The sequence below is a fragment of the Candidatus Amoebophilus asiaticus 5a2 genome (assembly GCF_000020565.1).
In the GTDB taxonomy this organism is placed as follows: domain Bacteria; phylum Bacteroidota; class Bacteroidia; order Cytophagales; family Amoebophilaceae; genus Amoebophilus; species Amoebophilus asiaticus.
The window spans coordinates 696,811-712,564 of record NC_010830.1; the positions used below are offsets into that span (position 1 = coordinate 696,811).

General features: G+C 38.9%; 7 protein-coding genes and 1 pseudogene. 5 read left to right on the top strand and 3 right to left on the bottom strand.

Going from position 1 to position 15,754, the window contains the following annotated elements:
- Positions 1 to 121: 121 nt before the first annotated feature.
- On the bottom strand, positions 122 to 7,024 hold the full coding sequence (locus AASI_RS07610; RefSeq protein WP_083758813.1) for a protein kinase domain-containing protein: 6,903 nt from the start codon (positions 7,022 to 7,024) through the stop codon (positions 122 to 124).
- 999 nt (positions 7,025 to 8,023) lie between these two features.
- Here AASI_RS07610 and AASI_RS09065 point away from each other — a divergent pair.
- Genes AASI_RS09065 through AASI_RS02830 form a run of 4 tightly spaced genes read left to right on the top strand, consistent with a single transcriptional unit; the run spans position 8,024 to position 13,319 of the window.
- Entirely contained in the window at positions 8,024 to 12,370 is a 4,347-nt protein-coding gene (locus AASI_RS09065) for a hypothetical protein (RefSeq protein ID WP_012472717.1), read from the top strand.
- Positions 12,367 to 12,630, top strand: coding sequence for a hypothetical protein (locus AASI_RS02820; RefSeq protein WP_012472718.1), 264 nt, complete (start codon positions 12,367 to 12,369; stop codon positions 12,628 to 12,630). The genes AASI_RS09065 and AASI_RS02820 overlap by 4 nt, the downstream gene beginning before the upstream one ends.
- Before the next feature lie 13 nt (positions 12,631 to 12,643).
- On the top strand, positions 12,644 to 12,901 hold the full coding sequence (locus tag AASI_RS02825) for a hypothetical protein (protein WP_012472719.1): 258 nt from the start codon (positions 12,644 to 12,646) through the stop codon (positions 12,899 to 12,901).
- A gap of 25 nt (positions 12,902 to 12,926) precedes the next feature.
- Complete coding sequence (locus AASI_RS02830; RefSeq protein ID WP_012472720.1) at positions 12,927 to 13,319, top strand: hypothetical protein; 393 nt, start codon at positions 12,927 to 12,929, stop codon at positions 13,317 to 13,319.
- 53 nt (positions 13,320 to 13,372) lie between these two features.
- Here AASI_RS02830 and AASI_RS02835 read toward each other — a convergent pair.
- Positions 13,373 to 13,633: pseudogene (locus tag AASI_RS02835) on the bottom strand (IS3 family transposase); the annotation flags it as partial.
- Positions 13,634 to 13,711: 78 nt separating this feature from the next.
- On the opposite strand from AASI_RS02835, the gene AASI_RS02840 reads away from it, so the two are divergent.
- On the top strand, positions 13,712 to 14,530 hold the full coding sequence (locus tag AASI_RS02840) for an IS5/IS1182 family transposase (protein ID WP_012472722.1): 819 nt from the start codon (positions 13,712 to 13,714) through the stop codon (positions 14,528 to 14,530).
- 85 nt (positions 14,531 to 14,615) lie between these two features.
- Here AASI_RS02840 and AASI_RS02845 read toward each other — a convergent pair whose 3' ends face one another.
- Positions 14,616 to 15,560: an IS481-like element ISCaa11 family transposase gene (locus AASI_RS02845; protein ID WP_012472723.1), complete on the bottom strand. Its 945-nt coding sequence runs from the start codon at positions 15,558 to 15,560 to the stop codon at positions 14,616 to 14,618.
- Positions 15,561 to 15,754 lie beyond the last annotated feature (194 nt).

Consider the following 15,754-nt stretch of genomic DNA (forward strand, 5'->3'; position numbering starts at 1 on the left):
ATAAAAAGAGGGTATTTCAGGGTGTCTATTATATTATAACTTTGTAGACACCTACTCTTGTATCTTTGGCCCTGTTTTATACTTATGAAATATGTACCAGCAGGTACATTTGAACAGAAACTTATTCTGAAGCAGGCTCCAGAGGGCGAGATAGCAAGGATTGGATCGTCTTCAACAATTCTTCTTTCCGGTAAGGCTTGGTATTGTAGGCATCCATACCAGCTTTTTTAGCTGTTTCACCATAGATCTCTTCTGCGTAAGCTGATAAGCCAATAATAGGTATGGAAGGTACGCCTAGTTGCTGTTCTTTTTTACGAATCCATCCAGTTGCCTCTATGCCACCCATCACGGGCATTTCCAGATCCATCAAGATTAGATCAAATGCTGCTAAATTCCATTGTTCGAGAGTTTCAACTTCCTCGATCGCTCCAATGGCTTCGATTGCTTTTTGGCCGTTGTCAGCTACCATACAGGTGTATCCTGCTGCTTCTAATTGCCTACGTAGAATTTTTTGGTTCACTATATTATCTTCGACTATGAGAATATGCTTTACTGCTATAGGGGGTAAAATGGGCAAAGGAGCAGGTGGTTTTTGGTAGATCAATTTTTCTCCTATATCAACCATCTCGCACGTTAAATGGATGGTAAAGGTCGAACCTTGTCCTTTTACACTATCCACTTGAATAGTACCTCCCATCAAATCGAGTAATTTTTTGCTAATGGCAAGCCCTAACCCGGAACCTTCATATTGGGAAGAGAGCGGGCGTGAAAAACGTTGAAATAAACACGATTGTTCCTCAGGGGTCATGCCAATGCCTGTATCTTCCACGCGGATGACTAATTCCACATGGGTCGAATCAACGGCTTGGGTTTGGAAGCTAATTTTGATATGTCCTTTTTCAGTAAACTTAATGGCATTGGAAATTAAATTAATTAAAATCATTTTGAAGCGTTCAGGATCCCCCTGAATGGCTATAGCCTGCTTGGGTAGGTCTATAATTAAGTTAAGCTGCTTGGTCTTTAATTGAGATGTAAACAGGAGAATACTCTCTTCAATGATTGTTTTGGGTTTAAATGGCTTGAGGAGCAATTTCTCTTTTCCTGCTTCCAATCTAGACAAATTGAGAACCCCATTAATAACAACTAACTGATGATTAACGCAGTGCTGAATCGTCTGGATGTCCTCTTCCAGTGTTGGCAAAAGTTCCTTTAATTCTGGCTGAAAAGAACCCGGTAAGCTTTCTTTAAGTTTTTTTAATGAAGTTATCTTTTCCTCCAAAAAAACTACTGTGTTAGAAATGCCATTCATGGGATTGCGAATTTCATGACAAACGGTATTAATAAACTCTTCTTGCTGTTTGAAGTAACGCTCGGCTTCATCTGCCCGTTGCTGTTCTTTTTCTTTTGCTTGCTGTAACGCTTCCAGCCGATCTTGTTCTAACTTTTTACGCTCAGTTATGTCTAAGCATACCCCTGTCATTTTTATCGGACTACCAGAGGTTGTATCACGATAAACCTGTCCATGAGCTGTGATCATATGCTGGCTACCATCTGGCCATATAACTCGATAATCTATACTATGAGGAGTGCTTTGTTTAACACAATTATCAATATTTTTTTCAAACTGTTCTTTATCTTCAGGATGCACTCGCTCCCTAACTTCTTCAAATGTTCCCCTAAAGGTATCAGGTGTTAAACCGAATAAAGCATACATAGTGGCATCCCATACAACTTTATTACTATCAATCCACCAGCTCCAGGTACCTGCTTGGGAAGCTTCTAAGGCTAATTTCAAATCATGGGTTACCACATGTAAAGATTCTTCTGCTATTTTTCTACGGGTGGATTGCTCAGCTAACTGTTGCGTTAATGCCAGTTGTTCAGCAACATACCGAGCATTTTCTAAGGAAATAGCGATCTGTGCTGTTAAAATTAACACAGTTTGCATGTGTTCAGGAGTAAAGGCATGGGTCATCAGGTTGTTTTCTAGATATAAGATGGCTCGCAGTTCGGTTTGCTTCAGCAGAGGAATACATAAAATAGATTTCGCCTGCGTTCGGTTAATATATGGATCAATTTTAAATTGCTCATGGATTGTGGCATTGTCTAATACAACGGATTGATGAAGGCGTTTGACATACTGGATGACTGTATGTGCCCCATGCTCCCAATCAGCCAGGGGTATCTTCTGCAGTGTAGTGATAGTATTGTCGCTAGCATATTCTGCTTGTACGACAACAGTATCGCCTGCCTCTACAAATAATACTGCGCCTTGCTGGGCACCGGCATTTTCAATGATAATTTGCATCATATTACGTAAGAGTTTGGGCAACTCAATTTCACTGGAAATAGTTTGTGAAGCTTTTAAGATGCTGGATAAATCTAAATACCTTAAGGTATTACTACTTAGAGTGGTTTCTTGATTGACCGTTAAATAACTCAAACTAGGAGGTACAAGGTCTTTTAATAAATATTCATATTGTGTTTTAAACTGCATTAGTTTACGTTTAGCCCCCCATTGCTTATAGCCATTAAAGGCTGTATTGAGATACCCTTGTGCTGACAAGGTTTTACCTCTTGTCAGCCAATATTTAGCAGCTAATTCAGCTGCCAATGCTTTTTCTTGAATAAACCCATGCCGATCAGCTAACTCGATAGCTTGGTCATAGTAGGCTTCTGCTTGCTGATAATTTTCTTGTAGCTTAAAAATTTCGGCTTCAACTAATGCATATTTATGAGCAAAGTTTGCTGGACAACTAGCTTGCCATTTCTGCATCTGTTGTTGATTTTTAATTACTTGTTGAAGGTAAATTTGCTGGTCTGCAATAGAAGATGTTGGATAAAGGGCTAAACGTACCAAAGAATCATACCAGTTAAATAGTGCTGTGGCATATTGACTAAGGATAAGCACTAAATGTTGTTTTACCAAGGCCAACTGGCCAAACGCTTGTTTAAAGTGGCCATAGAGATAAAAGGTCTGGGCTTTGAGAATTTGGTAGAGACATAAGGAATAAAAGCTGCTTGCTTGTTGACAACTCTTTTTAAATCTAGCTTCAGTAATAGCATCAGCATCAAAATTCCATTCATCCAAGGTATTTCCTATTAAATTTACTACCAGCCTCTGTACTGTTTGAATGGTATTAATGGCCACTTGGTTTTTCGTGTTGTATGTAAATTGTAGCAGTGGCAATATCTCTTGTTGCACCTTGGCTAAAGACATACCCTGATAAAATAGCAACTGTGCCTTCATAGATACACAGTGACCGGCATATTCGAGTTCCCCACACGCCAGTCCCACTTTATAACCATCAGTCAATAAAGCAGGTAACTGTTGAATGGATTTTGACCAGGGGGAAATAAGAGCTAACATAATAAGTAAACTTTTACAGTGTTGAGCGGGCGCCTGTAGTTTTTTTGCCAGCTGAATAGATAACTGGCCAAATTCATAGCCTAAAGCATGTTCTTCAAACCTATTACAAAGTAATGATCCATATACTGTATACCCCAGGCAAGATTCAGGAGCGTGCCCATAGGTTAACGCTAGGTCGATGGACATCAATGTAGCAGCGGTCAATAATTCTGATCCAGCAAAGTAACATGCGGCCACGAGACTTTCTAATATTTTCAATAGGGCCTTCTTCTCAGGTTCAACGACGAGTGGTGCATTTAATAAAGAGGACAAAGGAATATTATGGAGTTTTTGTTTTATATCATCAGTTGCTTTTTGGATAAATTCAGTCAGATTATCTAATGGTAACCAAATACCAAGTAATTGTAGAGTTTTGTGGCCAAGAGCAATCGCTTCTTGATAGTGACCCTGAAGCGTCTTTTGAATGATAAGTAAATGATAAATATCAACTTTATCCAAATTGGATTGCAAGCGAGGCTGCATATCGGCAATGATAGCTTGTGAGGTGTCCATGTAGCCACCTAAATATTCTACTTCGGCTAGTTCTTTATGGAAGGTAAAGGCCAGTGGATAATCGGATTGCCAGAGTATCTCTGTGTCGATCCATTTTGGGATAGTATGCAGGTAATCTAATGCCACCCCATAGGCGGTGGATTGCTTAGCCTTTTGTCCTGATTTCAGGTTTAAACGCGCTATGTGCAGGCGTTCTTGGGAATCGGTTACCAGGGAACAGCACCGATTAAATTGGGCAACAATATCCGACAGTAACTTTTCTTCACTGGTGGGGCTAACGAGTAACCGTCTTCCAATCATTAAATGTGTACGGGTTTTGATAGTTTCTGGTAATAAATGATAGGCCGCCTCTTGCACCCGATCATGAGCAAAATATATTTCATGGTCAGTCTGTATCAAAATACCACTATTTAAGGCTGGTTGTAAGGACTTTTCTAACTCCTGATGCGAACAAGCCATCGCCGTTTGTAAGGTACTTAATACCAGACGATGACCTATACAGCTGGCTATACTTAAAGCCTGTTGAGTGGAAACTGGTAGTTGTTGAATTTGGTAAGTCATCAGGGTAATCACATTCTCTGTTGCTGGATGTTGACGGATTTTATCGAGATCCCATTGCCAGTGGCTTTGTGGAGCAAAGGTTAACAACTGCTCATCATACAGAGATTGTAAAAATAATTTGACAAAAAAGGGATTTCCTGCTGTTTTTTGAAAAATTAGTTCAACCAGCGGTTGAGCATCCATGATGGATTTGTGCAAACTATCGGTGATCCACTGACACAAATTTTTAAGTTGCAGTGGTGCGAGCGTGAGCGTTTGGACGGTGATAGACGCTTCTTGTAAAGCAGTAATGGACTGTAGGGCTGGATGAGAAGGGGTGACCTCTGTATCCCTATAAGCACCTATCCATAGTAAATGTTTGATACTAGGCTGTGTCATTAAATAGGTCATTAACTCCAGGCTAGCCTGATCGGCCCACTGTAAGTCATCTAAGAAAATCACTAAGGGATGGGATGGAGTAGTACAAAACTTAATAAACTCCTGGAAAATCCAGTTGAGTACATTTTTGGCCTGACTCATGTCTGCAATCGCCGTCTCGGGCTGTTCATCGATTAGTAAGGCTAAGCTAGGAATAACCTTGATCAGCAATGACGCTTGCGTTCCTAATGATTCCATCAACCGAATTTTCCATTGCATGATACTAGTTTGGTCTTCAGTCAGCCATTGCTGAACTAAACTATTAAAAGCCTGGGCGAAGGCACTATAGGCCACGTTTTTATTCAACTGGTCAAATTTGCCCGTTATAAAATAGCCATGCTGCAAGGCAATCGGCTTTTGGATCTCCTGGATCAGCATGGTTTTACCCACTCCAGGTTCACCAGCGACCATCAAAGCTTCACATCTTCCTTCGCTAACCCGTTCAAAAGCTTTTTCTAAGGTTTTAATTTCTTTTTCACGGCCGTATAAGTTTTGGGACAAGGTGAGTTTACTTGAAAAATCCTGTTGGCCTAGTTCAAATTCAGGAATAGCGCCCGTTTCCTTAAAGGCTGACAGGCAGACTATTAAATCATGCAGTATGCCTTCACAACTTTGGTATCGGTTCTCCGCTTCTTTCTCCAGTAATTTCATCACCATCCGAGACAGAGATAGCGCAACAGTTGGTTTATGTTGGTGAGCAGGTATGGGCTGTCTGGCTAAGTGCTGATGAATGAGTCCCAGCGCATCTTTGGCTGTAAAGGGTGGCTCGCCACAGAGCAGCCGATAAAAGGTAACACCTAAAGAATAAAAATCCGTACGGTAATCCACACTCCGGTTAACTCGCCCTGTTTGCTCGGGTGAGATATAGGTTAAGGTGCCTACCATCATTGGCATGGTAGGAGGTCTTTCCTGTCGCAAGGTAGAAGAGCGATTAAAATCAATGATTTTGATAAGATTAGTTGTTGGTTGAATGAGGATGTTGTTCAGTTTGAGATCACTGTGAATGATATTTGCAGCATGGATAGCCTGTAAGCCCTCAACAATTTGAATAGCGATTTCTAAAAATTCCTGGTTGGAAAACCCTGTGGGTGGAAGGATAGCATTCAACTCCACGGCCTGATCATCTTCCATGACTATGGCCATACCATACGCTGCATCTTGTTTGAGCTCCAGATAGCGAACTACATACGGGGAATGGACCTGCTGGCCTAATTCAAATTCTCGCCGAAAGCGTTGTGCCTTTTTCTCAGTCAACACTTTTTGGGTGCTGACTTTAATTACGACTGGGCACTCATCTGAAAGACGTACGGCCCGATAGATATTCGAGGAGGTTCCCTCATGTAAACAATGGAGTAATTTATAACCAGGTAGAACTAAATGGTTTTCTCTTTTTAATTCCATACCACCTACCTGCAAATATCCTGTCTGCTCGCTTTTAGCTAAATTCGCATGGATAAGTTGCTTTTGTTCCTCCTTGATCGAGCTTGTTGCATGCAGTTCTTTCTCTACAGGTACTGATAAATCATATGTTTTGTTAAATTCTGAAGGGGAATTCCCTTCTCCTTTGGCTTTGAGATGGTTGATTTCTTGTTTAGAACTAATCAGCTGACCTGCCTGAGCTATAAGTTTTTTCTCTTCTAACGCCTGGTACTGATCATCTTTTAATTTTTCTTTGCCTTTATTTTTGCCTGTATTACTGCCCCCTTTCAATCCCGCATGGCCAATCCAAATAGAACCAGAGTCTTTCCGCTTCGGTAAATTTATATGGATAAATCTTTTTTGTGCTGCTTCATTTAATTGGGCTACTTGTGCGATATCCATTCCTTCTTCTATATAAACAGGCAGCATATGGACTTTGCTTAAACCTTCATTTTGTTCTATTACTTCAGCTTGTAATCTTCCTGTTTTTTCATAAAAAGTAATCAAATGACCCCCTTTTGTGGTAAATTCTATATCTACTATAGATCGAATAGCTATTTGAGGAATTATTTCTTGTGTATGATCTGTTTGACCTTTTTTTATAGGAATAGGTGAATTAGTGAGGTTAACGCAACTTTGCAAAATTAAACTCGCCAGGAAAACACAGCCCATTAATGACTGGCCAAAATGATGGTTGTTCTTCATGGCTAGCTAAGTTTAAAAGCCAATGATCAAACAATAGTAGTTTGTAAATATCTTATGTGCAAGCGAACAAGTATATATATATTATCAAAAAATGCCCTAGAATCTCTTTCTTCAGGGAGCGGAAATGGAAATAAGGTATTCACTCGTCGCGCGCTTTGTTTTAAAAACCATATATGCAAAGGACGGCCTTGGGGCCTCTAAAGCCCTTGCATATACCGCTTACTTGCCTTCGTTCGCTCCTGTTGGTGCTCCTTCGGCAAGCTCTCTTGTTTTGTTACACACGCTTTACTCCATGTTCATCTGCGGGCTCCACGTCTCCCCAAACCCCATTAAGGTATTCGCTTGCACTCATTGATTTCTTGTTGGGGAGAACTCACGCCCTCGGTGTTCGACTCGCCTGCTGGCTCACTCGCCACAGGCTTTTTTGCCCACGCAAGCGCTTTTCCCTCACAAAGCTCGGCAAAACACCGCGACTGCTACATTTCATTTATACACCTAGGCAAAAAAGCCTTCGACGCCCAGGTCTCCGTTTGCACGGCTCTTTCCTGGGCGGGCTCGATCGCGCTCGCAATCGGCTCGCCTTAAAATAAAAAAGCTCCTCAAATTAAGCTTTCAAAGCACACATTGCCATTCAAAAGTCTTGTCAATGATTTCACTATGCCTAGCTTCTTAAAAAATCTCCACCTTTACTATGTGCAGGTAGTATTTTTTAATACCTTAAATCCTTGACATGGCTCCTTTTGAAAGCTTTCAAACCAGTCTCTTTTTTCTTTTTCTTTTTGCCAGTTTTTCTGGTTTTTCTTTTTGTTTTTTCTCTGAAATAGAGCTTAATACTTACTTAGAAATAGGTTGTTTAAAGGAAAGTATAAATAGAATTAAATCACGACTTAGTTTTACACTTTTTATAATTATTTGTTGCATATTTGCCTGGATATATTTATCTAAATATTACTCAAAACTAATCATTCTTTTTTCAAACTTTACCTATCAAAAATAGCCATGTATAGCACTTCTAAAAGAATCATAGCTTTTATTTTACTGAGTAGTCAGCTACTAACACTAACCAGTTGTGGTGATAATTTCAATATTCCTATAGAGCAGCAAATAGCTCATGGACATAAGAAGGCAGATAAGGAACCGAGCAAAGTGGGTGCCTTAGTTCCCTTGGTAAATGGATTAGAAAGATACGTTGCCGAGACAAAGGATAAAAGAGAATCCACTTTAAGCCAATCTTTAACCAATCAGTTGCCCTTAGTTGAAAGTAATAGTGCTTCTGCCACAGAAGGTAAAGCTCTCTTTGTAGGACGCTCTAAAACTTTAAAGAAGAATAAAGAGCAGAAGTCGGTATCGAGTCAAGCAAAAACTTTTACAACGCCGGTTTATATAGATAGACCCACAGGTTACAGTAGAAAGCTTACTCACGATAAAGCTATAGGGGACAAGCATTTTACTACCTTAAATAAGAGTAAGGATTTAGATTCTTATAGAGAGCAAGCTCGAGCCAGCCAGAAACAAGTTAGTGAGCTTAGCGATATAGCATTAAATGTTACTGTTGCTGAGCTTCTTACAATAGACCAAGGTTTAATAGCAAAAGGAGGCCATCAAGTATATCTAACCGTTGTAGAAGGCAAGTGGATGGCAATTGTTAAAGAGAATGCTCCTATAGGTTTTAGTAGAACGCAGTATTTGGATTTATATCTAGCACCTGGTTTTACAACCAACCAGTTAAGTAAACATAGCCCTGAATGGCAAGAGGCACATATAGGAGTAGTATTTCCTGAAAAAAGTTCAACTGGCAAAGGGTATGTATATATAGGTGACGGGGGGCTGCTCGGTGGTGGGAATAGTGGTTCCAAAGGAGGCGGTGGAAATGATAGCGATAGGACATCTAGCAGAAGTGAATCTAGTGAGAGGAGTACATCTGGCTCTAGCCACAGTTCAAGTAGTAGCAGTGGTAGAGCAAGTCATAATATTGGAAGCTCACATAGTAGTTTCAGTATGCCAAAAACTTCATCTTCCAGTTCCCATCATCGAGATAGCTTTAAGGATTTTTGTAATAAGAGTTCAGCTAATGTTTCAGCTTCGTTATCTTCTGCAGGTATAAAGCATGATACCCATAGCACTTCCCATACTAGTGATAGTTTTAAGGATTTTTGTGATAAGAGTTCAGCTAATGTCTCAGCTATGTTATCTTCTGCAGGTATAAAGCATGATACCCATAGCACTTCCCATTCTAGCTTCTCCAGCCATACTAGTTCATATTCTAGCAGCAGGGCATCTAACCAAGCTGCTAGTAGCAGTAATAGTGAAAGTAAGCCTGCTGCTTCTAAGGAGTCATCCTCTTCAAGCAAAGAATCTAAAGCCCCCCATCTTACCCTAGAGAATGCAGCTACGGAGGTGAGAAAGCACATACAAGAGGCTAAAAATGATGGTCCTAAAGCTACGAGTGTATCAGCCAGCCAGCAACAACAAGCAAAAGGGGAGCAACTACTTAAACAGCTACGTGAAATCAAGCAACAACAGGAACGGTCGTATAGCCAAACACAGACCGCTTACATTACACCAGGTAATTCTGAAATAGGGAATAAGCTGTTGTTAGACCAGCTAACCAAAAAAGGTCAAGAATTGTCTACTTTAAAAGAATTAGAGTCAGAGCTAACACAAAGCTTAGAGCGCGAGCGTCCAACTAGCCATTATGAGGAAACAAGAAAAGAATCAATACTAGCTAGTGCTACAACTACACCAAAAGAGATTAAGGTAAAAGATAAAGGAAAAGAAAAGGATACAAGCTTGACACCTGGTACTACCCAAGCAACAAATAACCTTCATAGTACAACCCTATCTTCGTCTGGGGACATTTCTACTGCTACAAGTACTACTGAACCACTACTCAGCACACCCACTAAAGGTCCAGCAGTTAAAGTTGAGAGTGGTACACGTAAGACAAAAATACCCTACAATGATAGAGCGGACAGTTTTAGCTATGACCACTACTCTTCAAGCACTAGCACAAATACACCTGCTGTATCAGCTACAGAGCCTACTAACCCGGCTACATCTAGTACTACTTCCACTAGTACTACTGATAAAAGTGAAGCAGAAATTCATAACCAGTGGAGTGATTTGTTAAAGGAAATACAAGTCCAATTGGGACATTCCAAAATACAAGGTTTAGCAGACGCTCTATATCTACAAAAACAGGCTAGATTCTATATAGAAAAATTAAAGTCGTATGAAAAATATAAATGCATTAGCAGATCTTCGCTCGAGCAAGCACTCAATGAGCTGGAAAAGCTATCTGTACAGGTTGAAGCTGCCCTGGATAAGGAGAGGTATAATGCAGTCGTAGGTGAAATCAAGCAAGTGTTGGATGCAAGAATAGAAACTATTAACAGGCTACAAGAGGAAGAAGCAGACTCAGCTATTATCATAGCAACGGCACAAGAGATAAGACCTCATGTAGAAGCAGCTATAAAACGATTGGAAGATTTCCCAACTAAACAATATAAGACACCTAGTATAGAGAACTTGAAAGAAGCTAAAAGACAACTTGAAGGGGTGATTAGAGATTATACTCACAGGAAAGTTTTATGGGATAAGTACAAGTCAGCTTTTAGCTATGCAGCCAAGCATGTTTCAAAAAGGATAGAGCAAGAGCAAGAAGAATTAGCTAAGAGCATAGGAAAGTCAGTCGAAAAGCCTGAAATAACTATAACCAATAAGTCAGGTATAACCATAGCGCAACTAGAGGAAATTTTTCCAGAAGACTCCAGCAATAACTTCAATTTGCAAAAACTGATAGATACTTTAGATATAACTGTTAATTTCCCAGCAGCAGAAGAGAATGCTAACAGTAGCGAGGAGGATGAAGAAGAAGAAAGGCAAGGTGTAGAGGAGCATTTAGAAAGAGAAGCTAAGTACGAGAAAACAGTAAGCCAAAAGGAAGAACAAGAAAGGGCTAGTAGCCAAGCAGGTATAAATGAGAAAGAGAAAGAATCAGCAGCAAAAAGGCAAGCCAGAAAAGAACAAAGAAGAGCTAACCAAAAAGCCAGAAGAAAAGAAGCATCTCCCAAAAAAGCCCATGAAAAAGAGCTGATAAAAATAGGACAAGCTAAAGAGCAACTTAAAAGCTTGGTTAAAGATCAAGTGAAATCTTGTGTAGAGGATGCTGAATTTACTAATTGTAGAGTAGTATTATTGATGATCGATGAGAAGCTCAAAAAAGAACCCAATAATAAGTCTTTACAAGCGTTAAGGGTAAAACAGCTAGAGAAATTCCAAAGCCACCCGCTTTATCAGCAAGCTGTAGAGTTAGGCATAGAAGCAGCTGCATTGAGAAGAGAAGCGGAGGAAAGCGGCACAGATGAATTGATAGAAAGTGCAGAATTAGACTATAAAATATTAGCCGGTATAGGCAAGTCACGTGAATTTCGGAAAGAAGCAGAAGAGATTAGAGATAATATCATTAACCCTTTACGGGATCTACTAGGCTGCCCACATACATCAAAAGGATTAAGAAGGGCAGCAGAAGGTTTAAAAGGTTTTGGGGAAAGCTTTTATGATACTGGAAAAGCGTTTACAGTAGATATGCCTATACTGTTGGGTAAATTGGGGGTGAGGGGAGTAGAATCATTGGTGAAGTGGGAAGATAAGTTAGGAGTCAAAGAAGGCTGGGCTAACCTAGGAAAAGCTTGTAAATGCATATTTGATCAGACAAAGCAAGACTGGGAAGATCCAGCAGCTTATAAAGCTCGTATGCAGGCTGTCCAAGAAGTAAAAAGTAGGCACGACTTTTTCTGCCGAGCATTTGATGCAGAGAATTATCATTTAGGCCAAGATAAGGCATTGGGATATATGACAGCAGAGATAGTGCAAGCACTCTTTGGTGGAGAGATTATCAAAGGAACCACTAAAGGTGCTACCAAGGGTGTTGAGTTTATTAAGAAAATCCAGCAAGGCGCTAAAGTAGAGAAGGCGGTAGTAGAAGGGGTGAAAGGAGCAGTTAATATTGATTTAATGAATAAAGGGAAACAATTTAAAACAGCACATGAGATTGCTAGAGAAGGAGGTAAGCATGCTGGTATGTATAGAAGCAGTATACAATTGCCTGACAAGCAGCTAGAAAAAGCCCTTAAGTCTCTTGAAAAGAGTATAGAAAAGCATAAAAACTTAATAAAAGACCCAGCAAGATATCTAAAAGAATATGGAAAAGACTTAGAAGGGCCTTGGGATATGTTAAGAGCTGAAAGAAGGCAAGCTTTGATAGAAAAAATTTGGCCGAAAGAGATAAAGAACTTCAAAGAGCAAAGGGAAATTATTAAAGGCATTTTAAATAGTAGGAAATGATAGATATAAAAAAATCAGAGAAAACAGCGGATAGATATAAATGGTATATATATGAAGTTATAGAGCAATTAAAGGAGGCTTATGAGGAAACTAATGAATATCTAAAAAGTTCTTCTTTTGAAAATGATAATGAGAAAATGTTTATAAGCGGTATAGGAATGGGGTATTATCATGCTTTAGAAAAATTTAGGAATCAGGCAGAAATATTCTCAATTCACCTAAAGGAAATAGGTTTAGAAGAGGAAATTAAAATAAGTTAATTCAATTTTAGAATTGAAGGAAATAAATTATTCTTTTAAAGGTGCATGCCCTGATCAGTTTAAAGAATTCCTTCAACAAAAAGGGTGGAAAATTGAAAAGCTTAAAAAGGATAAGCCAGGATTTAAAGCAATAAATCCTACTAATACATCTGATATAATTAAAATTATAGAAGTTGATCCATCAAAACTAAAAGATGGCACTGATATTATTAGTGTAAAAAAAGTACATATCTTAAAAGAAGCTATCAAGAATGGGAGCGAATTCCTTTAAAAGATAACCCAACATTAAGATAACTATGCTGACTAATTTTCAAAAACATGTTTTTGAAGAAATAGAAGAAACAGGTGAATACACATTTATATTGTTAATACCATACTTTTTAGAAATAGAAAAAGGAAATAAGCTTTTAGCAAACGGAAATGGTATCGGTGCATATCCGCAGAATTATTATATTAATGATTCTGATTTTATAATATTAAAAAATCAAGTTACTAAATTGTTTTCTAATTATAATTTAGGTATATATAGATACATAGGATTTGAAATAGCAGGCCGAGAAAGTAGTGAGTGGGAAGATTCACACGTTTTGTTAAGTAAAGATGAAACGAATAGGATTTTAAATAATAAAGAGAAATGGATATACAAGCAAGGTGCACCAAGTTACCTTCTAGCAGAAAAGGTTGAATAAACCAATAAGGGCTTAATAATTTGTACAAGTCAAGATTTAAACTGACAGACAGATTACAACAGGGGATGCAAATTGTCAGCATACTCTAGCCTGTCTGGTGTGCTAGAAAGATACAACAACTCGTTGTTCTTTTCCAAGGCTAAGTGCTTACTGTCTTTAAAAGTTTGCATAGGCGTTTTCCCATAACAATACTTTCCACTATGACTTCGCTCATTGTTGTAGTAATATAACCACTCATCCAAATCACGCTGCAATTCTTCTAAGCTGGTATATATCTTTTTTCTCATAGCTGTGTCATAAAACTCAGTCTTCATTAGATCTGCTGCGAAAAAGGTTGACAAAGAAGATAAAAAGGGTTAAGATGTAATTCTTATTATATAAAAGGAATAAGTATGCATTTAACCTACACCAGGATAAGCAAATATCCCTATAACTTTAGAAGAATAACTGGCTTGAGACTAGAAACCTTTGAGCAATTAGTTTTAAAAGTAAGGCCTCTCTTTGAAGAGCTAGAATCGAGCAAGCTGCGCCAAGGTAGGATGAGTCATTTACCTACCATGGAAGATAAATTGCTCTGTGTACTCATGTATTATCGCACTTATATTAGCCATGTGTTTTTAGGCTATTTGTTTAACTTACACAACTCTAACATATGCCGCTTGTTAAGAAAAATGGAGCCATTACTAGCTAAGAAGATTAGCATTAAAAAAGATTGCAGCTTAACCTCAGATAAGGTATTGCGCATATTAGCAGATGTGAGCGAGCAGCCTACGCAAAGGCCTACTAAGAAGCAAAAGAAATCATATTCAGGCAAGAAGAAGAGACATACTATAAAAACAGAGATAGTGATGGGAGAAGATGGAAAGATACTCTCTGTATCCAAATCTCATAAAGGAAAAGAGCATGACTTTAAAATCCGTAAAGGAGAAAAACTCTTACCTAAAGAAAGCTTAAAGCTAGCAGATAGTGGCTATCAAGGCTGGCAAAAGATACAGAGCAATGTCATGATTCCCTATAAAAAGAGCCGTAAGCGGCCATTAACCAAGGAGCAGAGAGAACATAACAGAAAGCTATCCTCCATACGCATGAAGGTAGAGCATAAGATAAGAGAGATCAAGGTGTTTAAGATTATTTACCGTAACTTTGAGAACAAATATAACCTGCGCTTTAATATTATAGCGGGTATGATAAACTTCAAGCATGCTTTTTAACAAATAGCATCGCTACTGGCAAGATCCTCTCTGTTTTATTCAAATTCCTACTCTATTTTATCTCTTTCGCAGCAGATCTAATTGTTTAGTCCCTTAGTGAAGGTATTAATATTTTTATGAAAAAGGTGAGGTTTTTTTGCCATTGTTCCTCTATCAATTGCCAAGGAGTTTTGCCCTTGAGTGCCTTAAGTGTACGAGCAAAATTATAAGCTAACAAGAAGTCATTTAAGTGCCGCTCTAACTGCTGATGGCTACTATAATAATAGCTTTGCACAGTAGCCTCTTTGATTGTTCTGTTCATGCGCTCTACCTGGCCATTGGTCCATGGATGTGCCAGCTGCGTTCTTCTGTGAACGATGCCTTCTTGCTCACAAATGCGGTCAAACATATGCTCGAGCCCTAATTCTCCTTCTTTCCTGTTTGTAAACTGTACACCATTATCAGTAAGTATTTTATCTATATTATAAGGAACAAAAGCTATCAAGTCTTGTAAAAAGCCTACGGCTGCTGATTTAGAAGCAAAGGGATAGAGTCTAGCATAACAAAATTTACTGGTTCTATCTATTGCCACAAACAAATAGAGTTTACCCTGGGCGGTCTGCACTTGTGCTATATCTATATGGAAGTAGCCAATAGGATACGCTTTAAAATGCTTCTTAGCCACTTTCTCCTTAGTCTGTACTTTCTCTAGTTTAGGGCAGCCATGGCGCTGAAAACAACGATGCAAAGTAGAACGCGATAAGTGAGGTATGGTTTCTTGTAAAGTATACAGACAATCATCTAAGGGCAATTGAGTCAGCTTTCTAAAAGCAATAATAACCCCTTCCTCTTGCTGGGTTAATACCTTAGAACGCCTGACTTTAGGCCCCATAGCTGCATCCTGGCATGTAGTTCTGTTTTTCCATTTAGCTACTGTTTTACGGTTAACTCCATATCCTCTAGCTAAAGTGGCTATGCTTTCTTTAGATAGCTGTATTTCTCTACGAGTTTTCTCTGTTGTCCTGGCGCATTTATGCAATAGTTGTCCCATAATTTTTTAGCTTGATTTTGATCACTTATAGTAGCTACTCTAATATAACCATAATTATTGGGGACCAAACATCTAATAGAGAAGGGAATAGCAGCACAGCTACAAGCAGCAAGCATGCGGGAGTTAGAAGAAGAGTTTACAAAATTTTTAGCATAACTTAACTAGTATGTAAGCAAAGCAGCTTCTTCATAATT